Below are 22,795 nucleotides of genomic sequence, written 5' to 3' on the forward strand. Positions count from 1 at the left end.
CCCGGGGTGTCAGGTGCGCGAGGCCCATTGCGATTCGGCGCGACGCTTCGCATCGGCACCGCGCCAGTAGTCTTCCGCCGTCATGTTCGCGACGCTCACGCCATCGATCGACGGCGGCCCGGTCAGCGTGCCGGCCTGCGCCGCATCGACCATCATCATTGCCTTCTCACCGCGCTCGTTGGCCTCGATGGCGGCCACGAGTTGCTTGCGGTAGGCGATGATGCCCTTGTCGGTGGTGCCAAGGTGCTCACGCGTGCGGTCCTGGATCGCGCCCTGTGACTCCACGGCCCACTGGTCATGCACGTTGATGTCGTTGCCCATGCCCGTGTACGTCTTCGTGCGCTGCTCGTACGGACTGAAGCCATACGCGTTGTGCTTGTTCAGGCGCGGGCGATAGTCGGGCAGCTCATACAGGGCCAGGCGCTGGTCGCGCATCTGCTGCTTGTTCACCGGTTCGGTAAAGCTTGTGAAGATGGCGTACCAGTAGCAGCTCGTGTCGTCGATCGGGACATGCCATTGCGCAATGGTCATCTCGGCGCTCATCGGAATGATGAAGGCCTGCGGGAACACCACGTTGGTGACACGCACATGCTGCTGCCCTTCCCCCAGATCGCGCAGCGCGGTCAGGCGCATGCCGTAGTCGGTGGACGCGATGCTGATGTCGGGGCATTCGAACTCGCGCAGCACTTGGGTGATTGGCATGACCGAATCGGCCGAGGCACCGCGGAACTGCTTGCCATAGCTCTCGGCCGTGTCCTCGTCTTCGAAGAAGCGGTGCAGGAACGATGCATGCGCCGGGTCGATGCCCACCTCCAGCGCCTGGAGCCAGTTGCACTCGAGCAGCCCCTTGAACGCGAACGTGTACTGGCCCGGCGCGACAAAGCAGTCGAACGCCGGGAACGCCGGTGGTTCGCCTTCGCCGATGAACGCGAACACCATGCCGTTGCGTTCGACCACGGGGTATGCCTTCTGCCGGATGCGCGAGCACAGCTTGCTGCCCGCAGGCTCCGCCGGCGTCTGCAGGCAGGTGCCATGGCGGTCAAACAGCCAGCCATGGAAAGGACAGCGCAGCCCGCCGTCCTCGAGCCGGCCGTAGCTGAGGTCTGCACCGCGGTGCGGGCAGTCGCGGTCGAGCATGCCGTAGTGGCCGTGTTCGTCACGGAACACCACGAAGTCTTGGCCCATCAGGCGCACCGCGCGCACCGGGCGCTCGCCCTCGAATTCGTCGACCAGTGCGACGGGCTGCCAGTACTGGCGCAGCAGGCGTCCGGCCGGGGCGTCGGGGCCGACGCGTGTGATGAAGTCGTTCTGTTCCCTGGACATCATGATGGGGCCTCTCCTGTTCTAAGGGCGTTGTGAATCTGGCAGCCTGCGTGGCGCACGCTTCGTTGTATGCAGCGATACTATTCACTGCATACAATAAAAACAAGAACCAGTTTTCATCATGAGGGTTCAGTCGCGTTTCAGGACAGAAAACAGGCTACAAGACTACGAATTAACCAATTGATTTTTAACGTTTTTAAACGAACAAACGGTACATGAAAACATTGCATAGGTGTTTACCCGATTACAGTAAAGCTTGGCGACATTGCATGCCAATCATAGAATCGATGTACATTGTTGCGTACAAATTGCATGCAACGCCTAAGAGCCTCCTCGCAACCGGTGTTGCAGGCGGCAGATGAAACGGGGGAACGGAAATGTCAGAAGCCGGCGAACGTCGCGAAGCGCGATACGTCGATGCGCAGCTGGCGCACCCTCAGCTCCGGCGCATCGGGATCGCGGTAGCCGAGCGCCATGCCGCACACCACCATTTCGGTCGCGGGGATGCGCAATGCCTCGCGAGCACGCGGTGATATCTGGCAATGGACACTTGCGGACAGGTATCGAGCCCGCAGGCTCTGGCGGCCAACATGATGTTTTGGAGGAACATGCCGTAGTCGAGCCAGCTGCCCTGTTCCAGCCGCCTATCGATCGTGAAGACCATGCCGACGGGCGCGTCGAAGAAGCGGCAATTGCGGGCGCTCTGCCGCTGCCGGCCCTGCGCGTCGTCCCGGGTGATGTTCAGGGCCTCGTAAAACAGGGTTCCTAACGCCCGCTTGCGCGCGGCGAAGGGCTCGGCATCCTCGGGCGGGTAGTAGCGGTATTCCTCGGCATGGGCATCCGCCTCATGCCAGAAAGCATGCTCGAGCGCGGCGGCGATTTCCTGTTTCACGGCACCGGCAAGTACGTGGAGGTTCCACGGCTGCAGGTTGGCGCCGCTGGGCGCCGCGCTCGCGCACCGGAGGATTTCACGCACGGTGGCTTCGGGCATCGGCGTCGGCAGGAACCGCCGCACCGCCATGCGGGCCTGCATGGCTTCAAGCACGGCCTTGTGGTCTGAGGAATGCATGGATCTAGCTCAAGAGTCGAAGTTGGAATTGCAGGAATGCAGGAAAGCAGGAGACGGAACATGGTAAAAATCGTCACCAATGCGCATCAGAGCCGTACCGCCACGGTCTGGGCCGGCACTGAGGTCGAGGTGATCGAATATGGCGAGTTGCAGGACGTCGCGCGGCCGATCGGCTCCCAACGCGTGAGCCTGCGCGCCGCGTTGCGCGAGACCGGCGGGCGCATCGAGGCGCGCCACAAGCCGGCGAAGCCGCTGGCCGACGGCTATCGGGGCAACGATCACCTGAGCCTGATCGAACGCGGCGGCGAAGCCTATGGCCATACGCCGTTCATCCGAGGCTTCCGCTGCGTGGCCATCCACTTCGACGACGCGCTGCTGCACGACGCGTGCGAGGCCGCCGATTGCACCGACCGCTTCCATTCGCGCCTGATGTTCGAGAACAAGCCGATCTGGGCCATTGCTGACCGCCTTGCATTGGAATGCGTGACGCCGCGCATCGGCCAGCGGCTCTGCTGCGAGAGCCTGGTCGGCATGCTTGCGGTCGAACTTGCCAGGCTGGGCACCCGCGTGCCGCCGCGGGCGCTCAAGGGCGGGCTTGCGCCGTTCCGGCTGCGCCGCATTCTCGAATACATCGAGACGCATCTCGGCGACGACATCGCCATCGCGGAACTCGCCGCGCTGGCCGAAGTCAGCCTGCCGCATTTCATGCGGGCGTTTCGCGTTTCCACCGGGCAGGCGCCGCTGCGCTTCATCATGCAGCGGCGCGTCGTCCGTGCCACCGCGTTGCTGCTTGACACCCATGTGCCGCTGATCAAGATCGCGCACGACTGCGGCTTTGCCGACCAGGCCCATATGACCACCTGCTTCCGCCGAATTGCCAGCAACACGCCCGCGCGCATGCGGCGCGAACACGCCTGAGTCCCACGCAACGCAGTCGTCCGCCGGGCGGCATCAGGCCGGCTCCTGCGCGAGCCGCGCGCCGATCATCCGGGGCCGGCCTGCGCCCATTCCGGTGACGGCCGATGCCGCCCCGATGGCGCCATACAGCCAGAGCACCTCGGTCCAGCCGCCCGAACGCGCGTGCAGCAGCCCGGCAGCGGCGGGGCCGAGCGCGGCGATCGCGTAGCCGATCCCCTGCGACATGCCCGACAGCTGCGCCGCGACTGACGCATTGCCCGAGCGCATGCCGATCGTGGTGAGGCCAAGCGCGAGCAGGCTGCCCTGTATCACCCCCAGCGGGACGATCGCCACAACGAGGGCCGTTTCCGGCACAACCATGCACGCGGCCACCGCAGCGGGGCACAGCAGAGAAGCCGCGGCAATCGCCGCGCGGTGGTCGCTGACGCGCCCGGCCCAGGTCGACACCGCCATGGCAACCGGTGCCTGCACGATGATCGACAGGCCCGCCAGCGCGCCGGCCTGCCCCGGATCGAGGCCGCGCGACTGCAGCATCGACGGCATCCAGCCGAACACGATGTAGCCCATCGACGATTGCAGCCCCATGAACAGCGTCACATGCCACGCCAGCGGCACGCGCCAGATCCTGGCCGGGGCGGCCGTCGTCGCGGCCCACGCCGTTGCGGGATCCTGGATACGGAACACGGCGCGGGACATCGGCACCGCGGCAATCGCAGGCACCGCCCAGGCCGCCAGTGCCATGCGCCAGCCCCCGGACCGGCCAGCAGCGCGGTCAGTCAAGACCCGAGTGCCGCACCGGCGGACAGCGCCATCGAATACACCCCGGTCAGCAGACCGATGCGTGCGGGAAACCGGCCCTTGATCAAGGCTGGCAGCTGGACATTGAGCACCGAGACGCCCGCGCAGGCCACCGCCTGCCCAGCCAGCAGAGCATTGGCCAGCGGCAGGCTGCGCAACAAAATGCCGCACCCACATAGCGCGATGCAGGCCATCAGGCAGGCTCGCTGCCCCGCCCGTGCCAACACCCAGGGGGCCATGGCACCGAATACCGAGAAGCAGGCCGATGGCAACGCCGTCAGGAATGCCACCTCCCATGGCGGCATGGCAGCATCGAACTGGACGCGCTGCAGCACCGCCCGCCCCGAGGCGCTCGTCATCACAGCGTGCGCGCGATGGCCGCCGCGTGCGTCAGTGCCTGCTCGCGGGCTGTCGGCATCGCCGGGGCATCGGGATGCGTGGGGCCGAAAGCAATGGTCTGGATGTCGTTGATGCCGATCATGCGCAGCCAGTCCTCGAAATAGGACTTCTGGTGGTCGAAGCTGGCGAGCGGCGAGCCCTGCGCATAGTCGAACGAACTGGCGTACACCGCGATGGCGCGGCGGCCTGACACCAGCCCTTCGTAACCGCGCTCAGGAGTCCACTTGAACGTCAGGCCCGGCTGGGTAATGACGTCGATGTAGTGCTTGAGCCGGTAGGGCCGGCTCCAGTTCCACATCGGCGTGCTGAAGAGCAGCACGTCGTAGTCGAGCAGGCGCGCGGCTTCGCGCTTCACGGTTTCCCAAGCCGCCGCCTGGGCCGCCGTGTGCTCGCGCCGCGCGAAGATCGCATATTTCGCATTCAGCACGTCCTCTCGCATTTCGGGGAGCTGCAGGTCCCACAGGTCCAGCACATCCACGTGCGCATCGGGGCGGGTGGCCGTATAAGTTTCAAGCAATGCTTCCGCGACCAGCCGGGACTGGCTGTTTTCCCGCGGCGAGCAGGCGATATGGAGATATCCTGGTCACACTGGCTTCCTTTTGTCCATTTGAATGGCCGACGGTTGGCGTCGCCCGCGATGGCATCTATACGGTCACCGTCAGCGAGGTCGAGATGGCCGGCCGCGATATCCGCATTGACGTCCTGCGGCGTGCGGAATCCGGCGCGCGCGGCAAAGTCAGTGACATAGCCGGGCGTGCTCACCGATTATGCAACCGCCGGGCCGGCCGACTCGGCAGCGCCACTGTGGCGAGCGGAATCTCTCCGGCCCAGCAATGCCGCCGGTACAGCGCCTCGCCGCCGAAGATCGCAAGTCCGTCGCCCGGCGGCCCGGCGCGCCGCTTGGCCGAGCCCTCCTCGATGCGCATGCGGACCATGATGATGCTGTGCACTTCACCCTCCGACGGCTGCTTCACCTCGTCCCAGCGCCCGGAAAAGTAGCGTGACAGGAAATACTCGAGCTGCTCCCGGCGCGCCGCGGGCTCGGCAACGGGTTCAGGCCGGCCGAACACCATCGCCGAGCGGTAGTTGAGCGTGTGTGCCGACGCCAGCCGCGACAGCACGTAGCCATCGAGCAGCGTGAAATTGACGCAAACCGGTACGCCCTGCGACACATGCCTGAGCATGCGGCTGCCCGCGGAACCGTGCCAGTAGAGATGGTCGCCATGGCGCCATACCATCGTCGGCGTGGCGAACGGCTGGCCATCGATGTGGTACGACACCGCGCCATGGAGCGTGGCGTCAATGATCTCGTGGATCGCCTGCTTCTCGTTCGAGCCCCGGCCGCCGAACAGGCGAACGCGCGAGCGGTCGGTAATGGGATAGCTGGTGGTCTCGTTCATGTTGATGTCTACCTTTCTATGGCGCTGGCGCCGTGCTGCTTCCATGCACCCCATGCTCGCCCACGATTGGTCCGGGCTAAAGGCCTGTCGGCCCCATACGGCAAGGTCACGCTCGGGCGCCAGTACACGACACTGTTCGAGCTGAATGCCAGCCACTCCCCTACCACCTATGCAACGCAGTGCGAACCGGTGGTCTTCATGCTCGGCACGTCGCTGCGCGAAGACAACATGGTCAGGTACACCGGCAGTTTCGGACCGATCACGACGGAAGCCCACAGGGCATTCGGCGAACAGCCCGGCAGCATCGCCGGCGGTGCCGGCTGGGGTGCCGGCGCGAGCTACCGCAGCCGCAGCCTGGGCTTGCAGGTCGCCTATGATTAGGTCGACGGCACGCGGACTCCCGCCGGATACCCGAAAGCGCAGAAGGTAGCGGTGTCCGGACGCTACGACTTCGGTCCCGCATCGCTCTTCGCCGGCTACCGGTTCGGCAAGAACAATTCCACGGCGGCACGCACCGTCGGCGCCGACAACTTCTGGTGGCTCGGCGGCGTCTACCGCGCTGGCGCCACATCGCTGACGCTCTCGTACTACTACGACGACCAGCGCACCTACCGGCCGGCTGCCGGTATGCGCGCCGATTCGGCCAATCCGCGCCAATGGCTGTTCGTTGTCGACCATGAGCTGTCGAAGCGAACGGATGTCTACCTGGCCGCGGCCTATGCGCGCCATGTCGCACTGAACTTCGATACCTACAAGGGCCCGGCGGCTTCCCATGTCGCGGCGGAAGGAGCGAGTTCGCAGTTCGGCGCCGCCGTCGGCATCAGGCACCGATTCTGAGCCACAGGCCATGCGTCGAATGCGCACCCGCTGCCGGGCGCTCTTTTTGCCGCCACCACCTCCCGGCAGTTTTTTTTCACTATCGTGTTTTGCATGCAGTTATCAACGATAACTCGGATAAATGTGCCTATAAATCACTTTAAATTGATGTTTCTTGCCATGATTGCATGCAGCCATCTAATATCCGCATGCAATAAACCAGACAACGCCAACAACATGTCGTCACCCCCATCCTCAACGTGTTCTCCTGATGTGCCCGTGGTCGGCATCGTCTGCGACCGGTTTTTCGTGGGTGACCACGATCTGCACAGCGTCAAGGAGAGCTACCGCCGCGCGTTGAGCGAGGTCTCGCTGGTTGCCCCGATCTTCATTCCCGCCACCGAGGACATCACCGATGTGAGCCCGTACCTTGTCGTGTTGTCGGGCCTGCTGTTTCCCGGCGGCGCTTCGAACGTGGCGCCGGCACTGTATGGCGCAGAGGAGCCCGCGAACATTCTTGTCGACCCTGCGCGCGACCACGTGGCCATGCAGCTGCTTCGGGGGGCCGTATCGCGCGGGATGCCGGTCCTTGCCATCTGCCGAGGCTTCCAGGAAATGAATGTGGCTTTCGGCGGCACGCTGCACCCTGACATCTACAAGGCTGGCCACGCCGACGACCATCGCGAGGATCCAGCGGAGGCGCTGGACGCCCGCTACCGCTACAAGCACGCGATCGCGCTGGCGTCCGACGGCCTGCTCAGGGACTGGCTGCGAACCGAAACCGCGGTGGTCAATTCACTCCATACGCAGGGCATCCGCACGATCGGCGAGGGCCTTGCCGTAGAAGCCACGCACGCCGACGGGCTGGTCGAGGCGATCCGCGTGCGCAGCGCGGACTTTGCCATCGGCGTCCAGTGGCATCCGGAAGTCTCCGCGCGCAACGACCGCCTGTCGCAGGCGCTGTTTACGCGATTCGGCGACGCCTGCCGGCGCTACGCGCGGCACAGATAAAACAACGCGGCTCGAAAGCCGCGACACCTTGCAGCGGCGCTTCGCGAGTCTAGGCGGAGCGCGCTGCGCATACCCCTGCCTCACCCGGAGAGAGACATGCATTCACCAAGCCCCCAACAGGCCGGCAGCTTCACCGGCACGGTCGACGTCCAGACGCTGATCGACAACCGTCCGCTCAGCGCATACCAATGGTTGATCCTTGTCCTCTGTTTCCTGATCGTTGCCATCGACGGCTTCGACACGGCCGCCATGGGCTATGTAGCGCCGGCGCTCGTGCAGGACTGGGGCATCGACAAGTCCACGCTCGGGCCCGTGATGAGCGCCGCGCTGTTCGGCCTCGCATTCGGCGCGATCTTCGCCGGGCCGATGGCCGACAATGTCGGCCGGAAGAAGGTACTGGTGCTGTCTGTGTTCTTTTTTGGCGCATGCAGCCTTGCGACAGCCTTCGCGCCGACACTGTCCTGGCTGACCGCACTGCGTTTCCTGACCGGCCTAGGCCTTGGTGCAGCGATGCCCAATGCCGTCACGCTGATGTCCGAGTACGCACCGGCAAGGCAGCGTGCCGTGCTGGTGAACACGATGTTCTGCGGCTTTCCCCTCGGATCAGCGGCGGGCGGCTTCTTCGCGGCGGCGATCATTCCGCAGTTCGGCTGGCACAGCGTGCTGGTGGTCGGTGGCGTCGTGCCGCTGGCGCTGGCAGTCGTGCTGACAGGCACCCTGCCTGAATCGATCCGCTACATGGTAGTGCGGCAATACCCGGCGGACGGCATCCGCGCGGTGCTGCGCCGCGTGACCGACGCCGACGTTGCCGGCGCGGACCGCTTCACGATCCACGAAGCCGCACCCGCCACACGTTCGGCCGTTGCGACGGTGCTGGCGCCGGGCTATCGGTTCGGGTCGGTCATGCTGTGGCTGACGTACTTCATGGGACTCGTCATCTTTTACCTGCTCACCAGCTGGATGCCGACGCTGATGAAAGACGCCGGGTTTTCGCTCCAGCGCGCGTCCTTCCTGACGGCACTCTTTCCGCTAGGCGGCGGCATCGGCACGATTGCGGCAGGTTGGCTCATGGACCGCATGAACCCGAACAAGGTGATTGCAGCGATGTACGCACTGGCTGGTGTGCTGATCTACGCCGTGGGGCATGGCAGCCTGGCCGACCAGGTCTTGCTCGGCCTGATGATCTTTCTGGCCGGTACGGTCATGAACGGAGCCCAGGCATCGATGCCGACGCTGGCCGCCGGCTTCTACCCCACGCGGGGCCGCGCCACGGGCGTCGCCTGGATGCTTGGCATCGGCCGTTTCGGTGGCATCAGCGGCGCGCTGCTCGGCGCGGAACTGCTGCACCTCGGTCTAGGTTTGGAAGCCATCTTCACAATACTGACCGTGCCCGCCTTTGTTGCAACCGTAGCGCTCGTGGCGAAACAGCTGAGCACACGACGAGCCACGGCGACGAAGGACATCGTTCCTTCGCATTAGTACATCTCGTCAACGAAATCCATGGCCACCAGGCCATGGCGGTTGTCGCTCAGGGTATGACCCATGTAGCGAAGCTAGCTGGCTGTCTTGCCCTTGCGGTAGAGCTCGGCATCGGGACCGGTCTTGGAGTTGTGCGTCTCGTTGCTGCGCTTGCGCCCCTTGAAATTGCCGCCGTCGTTGTCGTCCTTGTCTCCGCCATCCTTGCGCACGAAGCTCTTGTGGCCTGCCCACGCCTGAATCAGCGTGCCGTCCACGCTGAAGTGCTCACCCGACAGCCAATTCTTCTTCTGCGCGATGGCCAGCACCTCGTTGAAAGAATTGGATCACTGCATCATGCTTCGTCAGCCGTTCGCGGTTCTTGGTGAAAACCGTGGGCACCCAAACTGGATCGTCCATCGACAGCCCGATGCACCAGCGAAACAGCAGGTTGTACTGCGTCTGCTCCATGAGCTGACGTTCGGAGCGAATGCTGTAGAGCACCTGCAGCAGCATGGCTCGCAGCAGCTTGCCGGCGCGATGCTGGGCTGGCCACCCTTGATATCGGGCCCGTACATATGCGCAAACAGCCTGTCCATCTTCAGCAGCGCCTGGTTGGCCATAGTGCGGATCGAACGCAGTGGGTGCGCCTTCGGTACGAAATCATCCAGCCTCCGCATGGTGAACAAGCTCCGTGAAGATGTCTGCGCCGCGCATAAATGTAGGATTCGATGGGATCCAAAGTGCGAGTTCGAAGTGGGACAGACCGCCGCATTGGGAATGGAAATCCCAATGGAAATCCCTCCGCGTACCATCCTCCGCCGGCTGGGCTCTGAGAGCACGAAGAAAAAGCTTTACGGAACTGGGCCGCGTTATCCGCACGCTGATCTTGCAGCAGTTCAATAACTTCTCGCAGTGGTTGATGTTTGGCGGCGACGGCGTCATCGCCGAAAATCTGCGGCACGAACAGCGCAAGGTAATCAAGTACAACCAGCTGGTCGCCAACATGGTCATCCTTCACAACGTTCAGTGGATGTCGCGCAAGCTCAAGGAATTGCACGGGTGCGGGCATCCGGTGACTGCAGAAGTTCTCAAGGCGTTGTCTTCTTACCGGCGCGAGCACATCAACCGATTCGGCGATTAGCTGCTCGACCTGCAACGACGCGTGCCGCCACTCGATCCATCGATCGATTTCATATTCAAACCAGCGGCTTAGCGAAGATGTGGCGGATTTTTTTTTCGAATCCCGACCAACCCTTTAAGACCGCATCTTGGCCGGAGGCGAAGTCGCCCCTCCAGCCAAGGGGGCGCATGCCATGACTACTACTCGAGCGCCTCTTCCACGGCTTGAGCGATCTTCGCGATCATCTCGCGAAGCCAGGAGTGACCGGCGTCGTAGTCGTCGCGTTCATGCCAAACCGCACGCATGGTCTCAATTCCTGCTTGGTACGGCGGATGACGGCAAATCAGGTCGCCGCTCTTGGTGAGAGCCACTGCCAGCGAAGCCGGCACAATCGACATCATGTGCGTATCACGAAGCAGCGCTGGAATGGCGAGCGAGTGCGGAACGGTAACCCTCAACCGCGACATCGCCTTCGACTCAAGCAGCGCCTTCTCTAACGCACGCCGGTCGAACATCTCCGACTGCCGCGCGAGGCCGCGCTCAACGATGAACCCCCCTACCGCGCCTTCTTCCTGCCCGCCGACGGATAGGGTGACAAGGGGGTACTTTGCCAGATCTCGGATGGTGAGCTTCCGTCGGGAAGCAGGATGTCGCTTGCACATCAAGATTGACTCTCGCTGGGACATCAGCGCTCGGGAGTTCAGGCGGGGCGGAACCTGGGAAAAGATACCGATGGCAAGGTCGATGCGTCCCAGGTCGATCTGCTCGGCCAAGTCCAGCCGCGTGGAAGGTCGGATGACGAGGTCCACGCCTGGGGCAGCCTTTTGCAACTCGCGGGACAAAGGCGCAACGATCACTTCCGTGACGTGATCATTCGCCGCGATGACAAAGCGCCGTTTTGATGTCTGCGGGGAAAACAGCTCCACGCCTAGCGCGTCCTCGATGCGACGCAGTGAGTCCAGCAGCGCTGGCGCCATCGCCGTGGCACGGCCGGTCGGCACCATGCCCTTCCCCATGCGCATGAAAAGCTCGTCGCCGACAAGCTCGCGCAGCCTGCGGAGCGCATGGCTAACCGCCGATTGCGTGAGATTGAGGCGCTTGCCCGCCAGTATCAAGTTGCGCTCCTCGTAGACTGCCTCGAACACCTTCAAGAGGTTCAGGTCCGTGCGGCCGATGCTCATGATGTTGCCCCTAGATTGAATAGCATGCATTATGCAATTGCAAAGACATCAATTCCATTCAACTCATGGTTCGCGCATGATGACATCCAGCCGTTTGACAGGAATCGACACCATGACGACCAAAACCCTTATCCAGGATCGAGAAGCGCTGATCGGGCGCTGCATCCCATTCCTTGAGGAAGTGAAGGACCTGACTACCAGCACTGCGGTCGAGCGCTGGTTGAACGAGAAGTACGGCCCTGACAGCGAGCTCTACCAGACCCTGGCCTGCCTGGTCAGGAAGGGCGTGGAGAACGGCTGGGCAGCGAACGTCGAGATCGAAGGCCCAGCGTACCGCCGCAGCCGCATCGCCGAGCCCTGCGAGCGCACGCTTCACTTCAGCATCACAGCTGTGTATATGGATAGCACCGGCAACAGGCAAGGCCACCCTGACCATCGATTCCGCGGGCAATACCATGGGCATCCCTATGGCGAGTTCAACATGGTCATTCCGCTAAATCCCGGCGCCGCGCTGAACGGACCGAATGGCTGGTGCTTCGGTGGCTGGACCGCCCCGGCGCCAGGCAGTCATCACTATCCGGAAGCGAAGGGTGGCGCTGTGATCGCGCTGTTTTTCCTGCCCGCTGGTCGGATTTCGTACCACGACGTCCCGCAGGAGTAAGCCATGGTAGAAGCGCCAATTGAATGGTCGCAGGAAACGGTCACCAGATGCATTGCCGACGTCGTGAGCGCCCGGCGGGCCATCCGTGCCTTCAGGCCTGAGCCGCTGCGCCGGGAAGACGTAGAGGACATTCTGGAAGCAGCCGCGACCGCGCCGAGCGGGGCCAACACCCAGCCGTGGCGGGTATATGTGGTTAGCGGCGCGATCAAGGATGAATTGGCCAATGCCCTGGTCGCTGCCTCCCGCGCCGGAACTGCACCCGCCCCGGCCCATTTCCCTGAGCCATTGCCGGACGTGTTCCGCGCGAGACTGATCGATTTCGGGGCACGCTACTACGCCTCGCTCGGCATTGATCGCAACGACCACCTGGCGCGCGCGCGGCAGACCGAACAGAACTTCTCATTCTTCGGCGCACCCGTGGGCCTCATCATCAGCATCGACCGCAGATTGAAGCCGCACAGCTGGATCGACATCGGCTTGTTCGCTCAGAACCTGATGATCGCCGCGAAAGCGCGCGGCATCGACACATGCCCGCAGGTTTCCTTCGCGCCGTTCCATGACGTGCTTGCCCCGCATCTGCACATGCCACCGGAAGAAGTAACCGCCTTCGGTATGGCCATGGGATACGGGGACCCGGAAGCCAAGGTCAATAAGATGAGAATGCCACGGGAGCGCGTGCAAGACTTCGCGAGGCTCTTCGGATTTCCGGCTTGAAACTCACGGCAAATGCTCCACCGGATGTTGCCGGAGCCGGCAAACCCTTGTGCCAGGCGATCACTTCTTTTTCGTGCCGATCGTTTTGTCACGCGGGCCTCGCAATTCCTCATGCGGCGCCCATGGAATCCATGCTTTCTTGCGAGGCACGGGGATATGGAAGCGATTCTGTCGAGACACTGTTCGCCAATCGAGGCGCTGCGGCGCCGCATCGAGTGAAAGATCTGGTCGGTGACGCGCACGTCCACGGGCCACCCCATCGATCTCTCGACACCTCACGGCGATCCCGGCCTGTTCGGTCCGGCCGCCGCCTGCTGGCAGGTGCGCGACGACTTTCCGGCGATGCTGGTCGGTGGCATCCGTGCGCTGATGCTTCAGGCGTTGCATCCGCTGGCATTGGCCGGTGTGCCGGAACAGTCGATCTATCGGCAGGACATGCGCGGCCGCTTGGCGCGCATCGCCCAGTTCGTAGCCTGCACCACTTACGGCAGCGTCCGCGATGCCAACGGATTGATCGGGCATGTGAACGGCATTCACCGGGGTATTGCCGGCGTCAGTGCAGATGGACATCCCTACACCGCCACGGACCCGACCCTGCTTCGATGGGTGCATGTGGCCGAGGTTTCGAGCTTTCTCGATGCCCACCTGCGTTACGTGAACCCGCCGCTGGCGCGTGCAGACCAGGATCGATATCTGGCGGAGACGGCCACGGTCGCGATTGCTGGGCGCGACAGACGTGCCGGAGATGCGGGCAGGGCTGAAAGCTTGCATCCAGGAACAGCGTGACGAACTCGCCACGCTTTACAGACGGGGTCTGAATGAGCGGGTGATCGCGGCGCGCAAGCACTAAAGAAAGGCAAGCGACAGATGACGATCAACAGACCGGAGTACGCACCACCCCAAAAGCTTGAGCGCAGCACGCAAGGGGAAACCCACCCTTTCTTTCATCTCCGTGCGTGACGAAACCTACCATGGACCGTTGTTGATCGACGCCGACAAATCCGAACGCTTGTTCGCGGAATTGCGTGGGAGCGGTTGGCTGTCGTTCACCTGAGGCTCGCAAACAGCGAAGCCTCGCGATGCAATGGCCTCTCTGACTCGAATCGGCCAATCCGTGCGTGCGTTGCACTCGGTTTCCGTCGCTTCTTTTGATCTTCATGAGCGGGCTGTGCGGACCAGCATATGCGCGAGGTTGGTGTTCATGCTGCCTTCCGTTGCCGTCGTTAGTGATTCGATTTCGGACTGGTTGGTGAGCTAGGGAAGCAAGCACGACGATACAGCTCGCCTTTGCTCGCGCTGCCTCATAGGGCGCCCACTTCTTCATACACCTTACTGAGTCCCAGCTCGCCCGTTCTCAGAGGGCAGGCTCGCCTGCCCTCCGATTCAGGCGACGCTTAATCCGACGCTCGCTCCGGCACCGGGAGATTCACCCACTCCTTGTAGAAGGCCTCGATGTCGGGCTCGAAGTCGTGGATCACGGGATACCACGGGGTAGGCGCTTCGACGTCGTGCATGGTGCCGCACGATGGGCAGTAGTATTCGCGATACACCTGCCACTGGGTGTCGGGGGCCATCAGCTTCGGATACACCTCGGTCATTGCCTCCTCGGTGTCTCGCACGTAGATCGAAGCATGCAGCTTCCAGTTCTCGCGGTAATCACAGAACTCGTGACCGCAGTCGCACTTGACTACCCACTTCTTGCTCTTGACCGACTGCACGATAAACATGTGCGGGCTGAGCGGTAGCACGATGCGGTCAGGAAAGTTCACCTTGGCCTGCAAGGCTGACAGGTACTGCGCGAACCGGCTCTCGTCCTTGGGCATCGAGAGCATGCGGAAGGTGGTCTCCCAATCGAGGGAACCATCGACGAGGTGGGCGACCTGTTCATTGGTATAGGTTGACATGTTTCAACTCCTGGATGCGGTGATTACTCTTCGACCTGAACGACGGTGGTGACATCGGGCAGCAGGGAGAGGTCCATGCGGTGCTTGGCGCCGTAAGATGGCACGCCCAGCTCTTCTTCACGCACCTGCCAGTCGGGGGGCAGGCTCCAGAATTCCTTGAACTCCCGCGTGAACTTCTCAGACAGGGCAAAGCTGGTGGCGAACATGTGCTGCACCTGGACGGACGCGTGCTTGTTGAGAATGCGTTCGCGCTCTTCCTTCATCCATTCCCGTGTCGGCAGCGCCCGGGCCAGGCGTTCCTTGCGAACTTCGGCACGGCGTGCTTGGGTCTTGGCAGCATCCACGGTAAAGACGCCCTTGTCGTCTTGGGTGAAGACAGCCCCATATACCTTCTGCGCGTAGGCCGGCAGCAGGAACTTCTGGTTCAGGTCCGCTTCGATGGCTTCCGGGTCCCGGTCGAGAGGGTCGCCAAAGCCCGGGCCACCGCGCAGGTAGTTCAGGTACAGGTCATGGTTGGCGTAGCAGTCCTCCGTCGTGATGCACTGCTTGTCGCGCTTGACCTCGGCGGTGGCATCGATGTGGCGCTCGAAGTCGGGGTTGCCAGGGTCGATGTCACCGCCGAGCGGCAGGGAGTCGCCGATGGCGATGCGCTGGTCCAGGCCGGTCTTGTGCGCCTCAAAGCGATAGCCGGTCGCGGACGGATAGCCGCCCATCATGCCCCAGTCGCTGTTCATGAAGCCGTTGCCCATGAAGAACATGGTCCAGTCCTGGGCGTTCCACACCATGCGCAGCGTCTCGAACCCGCAACCGCCGCGGTACTTGCCGTAGCCGCCGGAATTAGCCTTGACGTTGCGGCCAAGGTAGAGCAGCGGCTCGGCCATCTCCCAGATTTCGATGTCGCCCATATCGCCTTCCGGATTCCAGATGGCAGCAGCGTGGTTGAGACCATCCTTTACGGCGCAGGCGCCGGTGCCACAGGAACTGGCCTCGAAGCTGTTGACGGCATGGATCTCTCCGTCCTGGTTGATGCCGCCGCCCTGCAGCCAGTTGGAGGTGTTGGCGTTGCCAGCGTTGACCTCTTCCAGATAGCCGCGGCTGAAGTAGGACTGCGACAGGCCGCGCCACAGCGCCGCCCAGCCCGAGACCAGGAAGTGCCAGGCATAGGCATGGCCGGTGCGGCGGTCATCGGGGTTGCACCACGTGCCCTTTGGCAAGCGGAACTCGGTAGCGAAATACGCCCCGTCGTTGATACGCTGGGTCGGCACAAGGGTCTGGCACATCATCACCCAGATTCCGGAAGTGAATGCGACCTGGTGGGCGTTGAAGGTATGCCAGCCCCAGCGGCTCGCGCCCTCAAAGTCGAGGCGCCACTTGCCGTCCGACTTGATGGTCATCTCCACCGGCGAATGCATGATGGAGTCGAGCTTGGCGAAGGCGTTGGAGACCTGCACGTCGTCATGCTTGTAGGGCACGTCGACAAAGGAAACCTTGCGGTACTTGCCAGGCAGGGTCATCGCCTTGATGCGGCTCTGCAGTCCGCGGCGGCCTTCTTCGATGACCTCATAGGCGAACTTCTCGTAGGCCTCGAGGCCGTCGGCACGAATCACTTCTTCGACCAGTTCGCGGATCATGTGGCAGCCAGCGATCCGGGTTTTCTCATCGAGGATCCAGTATTTCGGCGTGCGCACCGAGCGCTGCGACTCGTGCAGCCAGTCGCGCAGCGGCTCGTCGTTCACGCCGGTCTTGCGGCAGGTGATCATGTAGCCGTCGCCAAAGCGCTGCGTCTGCCCGGTTGACATCGAGCCCGGCGTTACCGAGCCGGTGTCGATGACGTGGGTGACGCCGCCTACCCAGCCGATCAGCTTCCCCTCCCAGAAGATCGGCACGATGGTGGCGATGTCGCAGGGGTGCACGTTGCCGATGGAGCAGTCGTTGTTGGTGAACATGTCACCGGGATTGATGCCGGGGTTGGCCTCCCAGTTGTTCTCGATCATGTACTTGATCGCCGCCCCCATGGTGCCGACGTGGATGATGATGCCGGTCGAGGTCAGCACGCAGTCACCCACAGCGTTGTAGAGCGTGAAGCAGAGTTCGCCTTCCTGCTCGACGATGGGGCTGGCGGCAATTTTCTTCGCGGTTTCGCGGGCATGCACCAAGCCGCCGCGCAGCTTGGAGAACAGCTTCTCATAGCCGATCGGGTCGCTGTCGCGGAACTCCAGTTTGTCGAGGCCGTTGTAGTGGCCGGACGCCTGAGTGCGAGCGATGATCGCGTCGCGGAGCTCCTTGAGGGTCTTGCCGTTCTGCAGCAGATTGCCCAGGCCCACTTCCTTGTTGCTCATCATATTCATGGCTTGTCTCCTTACTTCACTTCCTTGAGGTGGAACAGGCGATGCTTGTCGACCGTTGTCTCGAAACCATCCGGCACGACGAAGGTGGTGGCATCGGATTCGATGATGGCGGGGCCCACGATGTGGTTGCCGGCCTTGAGCGCCTCCATCTTCCACAGTGCGGCATCCACCCACTTCTTGTGGCGATAGAAGGGGCGGGTGCCGAGATAGGCTTCCTTGGGCGGCAATGGGCCCGCATCCGGGTCTTCGGGCAGTACCGGCTTCTGGGTAACGACGGTGCCGCGCAGGATCGCGCCGGTGATCGAGAAGCCCAGTTCCGGCGAGCGCGCGGAACTGGCGTACACCCGGCCATAGGTGGTCTCGAAGGCCTCGACGATCTTGTCCCAGTCGGCTGCGGTGGCAGCACTGGTCACCGGCGAAACGATTTCAAGGTCGTTCAGTTGGCCCATGTACTGCATCTTGTAGCCGGGGATCAGCAGCACGTCTTCGGGCTTGTAGCCGTTGAGGACAAACTCGTCGATAACCTTGATGGCCAATTCGGACCAGGCTTCCTGCAAGGTCTTGCAGGCGGCAGCTTTATCGCCGTCCGGCGCGAGTTGTGCGACACCGACGTCGACCGACTTGTCATAGCGATATTCGAAGTCGGCGCAGGCACAGCCGAAGGCCGAGAAGCCGGCCGCCCAGGCGGGCACGACCACGTCCTTGAAACCTACCCCCTCCGTATAACCGTAGGTATGCACGGGGCCGGCGCCACCATAGGAGAAGCACGTGAACTCCGCCGGGTTGTAGCCCTTGGCGCTGATATTGGCGCGCAGGTATTCGGACAGCGTCAGGTCCAGCAACTCGATGACGCCGGCCGCGGCATCTTCCACCGACAGGCCGAGCGGATCGGCGATCTGCGCCTTGATATGCTGGCGGGCGCGTTCCACATCGAGCTTGATGGCGCCACCGAGAAAGTTGTCCGGATTCAGGTAGCCCAGCACCACGTGGCAGTCGGAAACCGAAACGGTGTCGAGACCGCTTTCCGGCCAGCAGGTGCCGACGCGATAGCCAGCAGAGTCCGGGCCAAGCTTGATGGACTTGCTGTAGGGATCCAAACGCACGAAGCTGCCGGCGCCCGCGCCGACCGAGTCCATGGCTACCAGGGGCAGCGAGAGGACCAGACGAGCCATGTCCGGGTCAGACTTGATGGCGAAGTTGCCCTTGGTGATCAACGCCACGTCGAAGCTGGTGCCGCCAATATCGGAGCACGCGATGTTCTCGTCTCCCAGGGCCTCACCGAGCAGCTTAGAGCCGATCACGCCGCCAATTGGGCCGGAGACAATGGTTCGTGCGAGTTCCTTGGCTTTCCAGCTGATGGTGCCGCCATGGGTCGCCATCACGCGCAGATCGAACTTGGCTCCGTGCTTCCTGAAGCGGTCGCTGACCTTCTTCAGCGTCTGGCGCGACGGCTCTGCGCCATAGGCCTCCAGGATGGTGGTGTTCATCCGGTGGCTTTCCTTGCGCGACGGATAGTAGTCCACCGAGGCGAAGACGGGAATATCTGCCTTCAGCCTCTTCAGTTCCTCACGCACGATGTCCCGGGCGCGTTGCTCGCTCGATTCGTTCTTGTGGGATTGCAGCAGGCAAATGACGATGGCTTGCGAGCCGGCCTCCACCAGTTCGCGGGTGGACTGGCGGACTTCGTCTTCCCGCAGCGGGATGACTACCTTCCCTTGCACGTCGGTGCGCTCGGTGACACCACGGGTGCGTGAAACGGGCACCAGGGGCTCATCGTAGCGATGCGTATTCAGGTGAATGCGGTCTTCCAGGGCATAACCCAAGTAGCTCTGCAGCGCGCGCCCCATCGAATGGATCTGCTCGAAGCCTCGATTGCAAATCAGGCCAACATCAAGGCCTTTGCGCATAAGAATGCGATTGAGCATGGCCGTACCGGAATAGACGCAGGTCACCAGTTCCGGATAAACGTCATCCACTGTCCGGTCCCAGTGTGCGAGCGCATCTTCGGACGAGTTATAGATGGCAAGGGATTCATCGCCGGGATTGCTTTGCGCCTTGCCGACCACGAAACGGCCATCCGAGCGCACGAAGAATGTGTCGGTCATCGTGCCACCGGCATCGATGCCCATCACCTGTACGGTGGACTGCGGTTGCATATTGCCTCCTGTCATTGGTGTCGTCGTAGTGGGATCTCCCCACGGCCAATGCATGGCAAGGCTCATGCCAAGGTGGCCCAGATCCAGCCAGAAAGGCTGGCTATGTGAAGGAAATCAATGAGTTGAAAGCACTGTTTGGTTGCACCGCTAGTCGCATGGTGTCCTGACTCGGTGTCCGGATATTCGACGACTGCGCACGCGGGTGTCTGGGAATCGGACGCCTACTGGCGGGCTTGCGCTATCGATGCGGTATTGGTGGGCTGGCGAAGAACGCGTCGATGCCCGAGCGGTGCTCCGCGACCTCGCCAAGGCTCTGGCCTTAGCTGTCAACGACGTGATCCGGTAATCCGTAGGGCATGCCGTTCACAATCGCCTTTCACTACGAGGCGAACGAACGGTGGTCATCGTAGGTGAAACTGTTGTTGGGAAATTTTTCGTCTGATGGATGGTTGCATCAAAGGCGCCATCATGAGCCACCCGATCGCTTTGACCGCCACGCCGACTACATCAATCAGGAACTTCCAACCATCGATCTGATCACTGCGGCTCTCGCCATACAGACACCACATACAGAAGTGCTCGCAATTGTTGGCGAACAGCTGGTATCGGTCCTCGCCGAGTCGCGAGTAGGCGCGGCGAACCGCTTCGGGGCCCTCGAACCTGGCGTCCGGGCTTTGCCTGACCCAGACGGCGTGCCCATGTGCAAACTCAGCGAGCGTGACCTCCTGCACTGGGCCTCGATGCAGCGACCGCGACAGTCCTGCGTAATGCACTACCCTCCCGTCTCCCGCATAAACACCGTGATGCGTATAGCCAAATCGCTCGGCAACGAGATGGCTACCGATGGTCATGCCCACTTTCGCGATTGGTTCGCCAACCTGGCGTCCTGACCTCGTTGCATCTTTCATGGCCATCACCGCGTTCCGCTGTCCCTCGTACAGCCGGACCGCATACGGCGTGCCACCACCGCAAGGAAGAGGGATTCCCAGAGGGCTGCGCCCTCTTCGATCCTGCACGTCCGACACCCGCGCTTTGCCTGTTCGAATTCCGGTCAGTCAAAATTCGGTGTCCGATTTCCGGACACCCTGCCTTGCCATTGTTGCAGAGCACAAATTACTGATTTAAAAGAGATTTGTTGACTTGGCTGTGGCATGGGGCTACGGTTACTCGAGCCAATAAACCCTGACCATCCCATGCCGTTTTCACGTTGCGGCACCTTGATTCCCCGCATCGGCGATGAACCTCTCGTCGCCTCGGCTTGGGAGCGTTTTGTGCAAGACCCGTCTCTAGATGTGGCGGGCGTGCGCAGCGTCGTCCTGGCGTCGTGGCAGCGGAGTCGTTCTGAGGCCGTCGATCCTGCCAGGCACTCCGCACCGGGGGCGGCGTCCGATCGCATTCGCCGGTTGCAGCGTCAGAACCGGGACTTTTGCGATGCCGCGCGTCCGGCTCTCGAGGGCTTGCGCGATGTCCTGCAGGAGTGCGGGACGCTGATCATGCTTTGTGACGCAGGCGGTACCATTTTGCGCATCGACGGAGGGAGCGGAGTCCGCAGCGCAGGTGAAGGGATCAACCTGGCCGCCGGCGGCTGCTGGAATGAAGAAGTCATCGGCACCAATGCCATCGGTACCGCGATCGCGACCCGAACCCCAGTTCAGATCCATGCCAACGAGCATTTCTGCCTAGACGTCAAGCGCTGGACCTGTGCAGCGGCGCCGATCATTGATCCTCTCAGTGGCGCCTTGCTGGGCGTGGTGGACGTCTCTGGTGTCAAGGAAACACTTCATGGCCACACACTGGGTCTTGTGCTGGCAGCGGCCAAGCAGATAGAGGGGGAATTGGCTCGCCGCGACGGTGCTCTGCATGAGCGCCTGCTCACGAAAGCCATTGACAGTTTTATCCGTTACGCCAACGACTACGTTGTACTCGTCGACGCCCGGGGACGGGTTATTCGCGCCAACGGGAATGCGCCTCTCGCGCTCGAGATGCATGGCGTGAACTTGCCGAAGGGAATCGGCACTCAGCTACCAGGCCTCAATCTGGCACTCCCGGATATAGACCGGACCTGCCAACGCCCACAGTGGTTATGCCCCGAATGGCTACATCCGGTAAAGGATCATGAAGGTACGCTTGGCACGATGCTTGTGATACCGCTCACGGCAAGCCAGAACCGACCCGCCATATCCTTGCCGGCGGCTTGGACACCATCGGCTGAGAGCGATGCGTTCGGCGACATTATTGGTCAGAGTGAGATATTGCAAGCCACCAAGGCCCGCGCCCGCCGCCTCGCGCCGCTCGATCTGCCTGTGCTGCTTCTGGGCGAGACCGGAGCCGGTAAGGAGCTCTTCGCCCGAGCGCTACATCAGGCCAGTCATCGCAGTCTGGGGCCATTTGTTGCCGTCAATTGTGGGGCCCTGAGCCGGGAACTCCTGGCCAGCGAACTTTTTGGGTATGTCGATGGCGCCTTTACTGGGGCGCGTCGTGGTGGCCTTCCCGGCAAGTTCGAGCAAGCGGAGGGCGGCACACTGTTCCTGGATGAAATTGGCGAGATGCCATTAGATATGCAGCCGCACATGCTACGCGTGTTGCAGGATGGCGTTGTGGTGCGACTCGGCGATACCCGCGAGCGTCGCGTCTCGGTGCGTGTCATTGCGGCCACCAACCGTGATATGCGGGCCGAGATCACAGCCAGACGTTTCCGCGAAGACCTGTACCATCGCCTCTGTGCAGTCACGCTGGAACTGCCCGCGCTGCGCGACCGGCCTGGCGACATCGATGCAATCGTCCAGCATCTCAACAACAAACTTGCGCGCAAGTATGGCTGTGGCCCCAAGCAACTGGATCCGGCTGTGCACCAGGCCCTTTTGAGCTATCGTTGGCCGGGGAACATTCGTGAACTCCAGAATGCCTTCGAAGTTATGTTTGCGCTCTGTGAAGGCGATACGATCGACAGCTCGCAACTGCCTCCGGCCATCGCATCGATGGTGAACAACCCTCTCTCCATCCCGCCCTCGAAGTCGATGGCCTTCTCGGCCGGGAGCCTTGAGGAAATGGAACGACAAGCAATTCTTAGCGCGATTGCGGATTCCCACGGGAACATTTCCATGGCTGCTCGGACGCTAGGAATTTCGAGGAGCACGCTCTACGTTAAGCTAGCCGGGATGCGCGACCGAACCGCCAATTCGTAAAGCCGCGCGACGATTGCGGGGGGGTCCTGCTTCACCGAGCGACGTGAACGCGTGCGCTATCCGGGCATCGTTGTGCCCTCCCATATCCGGGGGTGTAGCGATTCGCTGCCCGCCTCGTCCTCGCCTTGGCTGCGGCGCAAGAAGAGGCAAAAGCGCGCTTTGCTTTGCAAAGCAGGCGATGGGGCTGCTTGCTGACGAGCGAGGCCAATGCATGCGGATTTACATCGTCACCGTTGCCACGTACCAGTCGGCACCCCGGCGTACGGCGCCAGTACCGTATCGCCGGCCAGTAGCGCAATGCCGTTGTTACTGTTCGGCGTATCGCGCGCGCACC

18 protein-coding genes and 3 pseudogenes are annotated in these 22,795 nt (G+C 62.4%); 9 read left to right on the forward strand and 12 right to left on the reverse strand.

From position 1 onward, the window contains the following. Window positions 1-9: 9 nt before the first annotated feature. The gene (locus tag K2O51_RS32045) at window positions 10-1,326 is read right to left on the reverse strand and encodes an aromatic ring-hydroxylating dioxygenase subunit alpha (RefSeq protein ID WP_220632167.1); all 1,317 of its coding nucleotides are present in this window, start codon (window positions 1,324-1,326) and stop codon (window positions 10-12) included. A gap of 433 nt (window positions 1,327-1,759) precedes the next feature. Then, window positions 1,760-2,368: a nitroreductase gene (locus K2O51_RS32050; protein ID WP_342394120.1), complete on the reverse strand. Its 609-nt coding sequence runs from the start codon at window positions 2,366-2,368 to the stop codon at window positions 1,760-1,762. 84 nt (window positions 2,369-2,452) lie between these two features. Here K2O51_RS32050 and K2O51_RS32055 point away from each other — a divergent pair, with 84 nt between their 5' ends. Next, window positions 2,453-3,310 carry a helix-turn-helix domain-containing protein gene (locus tag K2O51_RS32055; RefSeq protein ID WP_220632168.1) on the forward strand — a complete coding sequence of 286 codons (858 nt, stop codon included), beginning with the start codon at window positions 2,453-2,455 and terminating at the stop codon, window positions 3,308-3,310. Between the two features lie 33 nt (window positions 3,311-3,343). Here K2O51_RS32055 and K2O51_RS32060 read toward each other — a convergent pair whose 3' ends face one another. The 4 genes from K2O51_RS32060 to K2O51_RS32075 all read right to left on the reverse strand — a co-directional run bounded on the left by K2O51_RS32060 (window position 3,344) and on the right by K2O51_RS32075 (window position 5,907). Continuing rightward, complete coding sequence (locus K2O51_RS32060; protein WP_220632169.1) at window positions 3,344-4,090, reverse strand: MFS transporter; 747 nt, start codon at window positions 4,088-4,090, stop codon at window positions 3,344-3,346. Further along, window positions 4,087-4,467, reverse strand: coding sequence for an MFS transporter (locus tag K2O51_RS32065; protein WP_220632170.1), 381 nt, complete (start codon window positions 4,465-4,467; stop codon window positions 4,087-4,089). Before K2O51_RS32065 ends, K2O51_RS32060 begins: the two co-directional genes overlap by 4 nt. Then, the gene (locus K2O51_RS32070) at window positions 4,467-5,024 is read right to left on the reverse strand and encodes an FMN-dependent NADH-azoreductase (RefSeq protein WP_245002020.1); all 558 of its coding nucleotides are present in this window, start codon (window positions 5,022-5,024) and stop codon (window positions 4,467-4,469) included. Before K2O51_RS32070 ends, K2O51_RS32065 begins: the two co-directional genes overlap by 1 nt. Before the next feature lie 241 nt (window positions 5,025-5,265). Continuing rightward, window positions 5,266-5,907 carry a pyridoxamine 5'-phosphate oxidase family protein gene (locus K2O51_RS32075; RefSeq protein WP_220632171.1) on the reverse strand — a complete coding sequence of 214 codons (642 nt, stop codon included), beginning with the start codon at window positions 5,905-5,907 and terminating at the stop codon, window positions 5,266-5,268. 66 nt (window positions 5,908-5,973) lie between these two features. Here K2O51_RS32075 and K2O51_RS35355 point away from each other — a divergent pair. The 3 genes and pseudogenes from K2O51_RS35355 (at window position 5,974) to K2O51_RS32095 (ending at window position 9,213) form a co-directional block, all read left to right on the forward strand. Next, window positions 5,974-6,744: pseudogene (locus K2O51_RS35355) on the forward strand (porin). A 258-nt stretch (window positions 6,745-7,002) separates the two neighbouring features. Beyond that, the gene (locus K2O51_RS32090) at window positions 7,003-7,734 is read left to right on the forward strand and encodes a gamma-glutamyl-gamma-aminobutyrate hydrolase family protein (protein WP_245002021.1); all 732 of its coding nucleotides are present in this window, start codon (window positions 7,003-7,005) and stop codon (window positions 7,732-7,734) included. A 96-nt stretch (window positions 7,735-7,830) separates the two neighbouring features. Next, on the forward strand, window positions 7,831-9,213 hold the full coding sequence (locus K2O51_RS32095) for an aromatic acid/H+ symport family MFS transporter (RefSeq protein WP_220632174.1): 1,383 nt from the start codon (window positions 7,831-7,833) through the stop codon (window positions 9,211-9,213). Window positions 9,214-9,224: 11 nt separating this feature from the next. Here the strand turns inward: K2O51_RS32095 and K2O51_RS32100 are convergent. Beyond that, a pseudogene (locus K2O51_RS32100) lies at window positions 9,225-9,906 on the reverse strand (IS5 family transposase); the annotation flags it as partial. Window positions 9,907-9,987: 81 nt separating this feature from the next. On the opposite strand from K2O51_RS32100, the pseudogene K2O51_RS32105 reads away from it, so the two are divergent. Next, window positions 9,988-10,405: pseudogene (locus tag K2O51_RS32105) on the forward strand (Tn3 family transposase); the annotation flags it as partial. Window positions 10,406-10,512: 107 nt separating this feature from the next. Here the strand turns inward: K2O51_RS32105 and K2O51_RS32110 are convergent. After that, window positions 10,513-11,493 (reverse strand): LysR family transcriptional regulator, encoded by a 981-nt coding sequence (locus K2O51_RS32110; protein WP_140953236.1) that lies wholly within the window; start codon window positions 11,491-11,493, stop codon window positions 10,513-10,515. 112 nt (window positions 11,494-11,605) lie between these two features. Between K2O51_RS32110 and K2O51_RS32115 the strand changes: the two genes are divergently transcribed. From K2O51_RS32115 to K2O51_RS32125, 3 genes are all read left to right on the forward strand, one after another. Next, window positions 11,606-12,154, forward strand: a complete 549-nt coding sequence (locus K2O51_RS32115; protein ID WP_140953235.1) for a 4-hydroxylaminobenzoate lyase — start codon at window positions 11,606-11,608, stop codon at window positions 12,152-12,154. A 3-nt stretch (window positions 12,155-12,157) separates the two neighbouring features. Further along, window positions 12,158-12,868, forward strand: a complete 711-nt coding sequence (locus K2O51_RS32120) for a nitroreductase (protein WP_220632175.1) — start codon at window positions 12,158-12,160, stop codon at window positions 12,866-12,868. A 231-nt stretch (window positions 12,869-13,099) separates the two neighbouring features. Then, window positions 13,100-13,654, forward strand: coding sequence for an oxygenase MpaB family protein (locus K2O51_RS32125; RefSeq protein WP_425333018.1), 555 nt, complete (start codon window positions 13,100-13,102; stop codon window positions 13,652-13,654). A 608-nt stretch (window positions 13,655-14,262) separates the two neighbouring features. On the opposite strand, the gene K2O51_RS32130 is transcribed toward K2O51_RS32125, so the two are convergent. From K2O51_RS32130 to K2O51_RS32145, 4 genes are all read right to left on the reverse strand, one after another. Continuing rightward, window positions 14,263-14,772 (reverse strand): acetone carboxylase subunit gamma, encoded by a 510-nt coding sequence (locus tag K2O51_RS32130; protein ID WP_140953319.1) that lies wholly within the window; start codon window positions 14,770-14,772, stop codon window positions 14,263-14,265. 23 nt (window positions 14,773-14,795) lie between these two features. Beyond that, the gene (locus K2O51_RS32135; protein WP_140953318.1) at window positions 14,796-17,120 is read right to left on the reverse strand and encodes a hydantoinase B/oxoprolinase family protein; all 2,325 of its coding nucleotides are present in this window, start codon (window positions 17,118-17,120) and stop codon (window positions 14,796-14,798) included. 11 nt (window positions 17,121-17,131) lie between these two features. Beyond that, on the reverse strand, window positions 17,132-19,276 hold the full coding sequence (locus tag K2O51_RS32140; protein WP_011295929.1) for a hydantoinase/oxoprolinase family protein: 2,145 nt from the start codon (window positions 19,274-19,276) through the stop codon (window positions 17,132-17,134). 401 nt (window positions 19,277-19,677) lie between these two features. After that, a complete protein-coding gene (locus tag K2O51_RS32145) occupies window positions 19,678-20,127 on the reverse strand; it encodes a lecithin retinol acyltransferase family protein (protein WP_373460988.1) in 450 nt (149 codons plus the stop codon). Window positions 20,128-20,469: 342 nt separating this feature from the next. Here K2O51_RS32145 and K2O51_RS32150 point away from each other — a divergent pair, with 342 nt between their 5' ends. Next, complete coding sequence (locus K2O51_RS32150; protein WP_220632176.1) at window positions 20,470-22,461, forward strand: sigma-54-dependent Fis family transcriptional regulator; 1,992 nt, start codon at window positions 20,470-20,472, stop codon at window positions 22,459-22,461. Window positions 22,462-22,795: the final 334 nt, after the last annotated feature.

It is taken from the genome of Cupriavidus pinatubonensis (assembly GCF_019602855.1).
GTDB classification, from domain to species: domain Bacteria; phylum Pseudomonadota; class Gammaproteobacteria; order Burkholderiales; family Burkholderiaceae; genus Cupriavidus; species Cupriavidus pinatubonensis.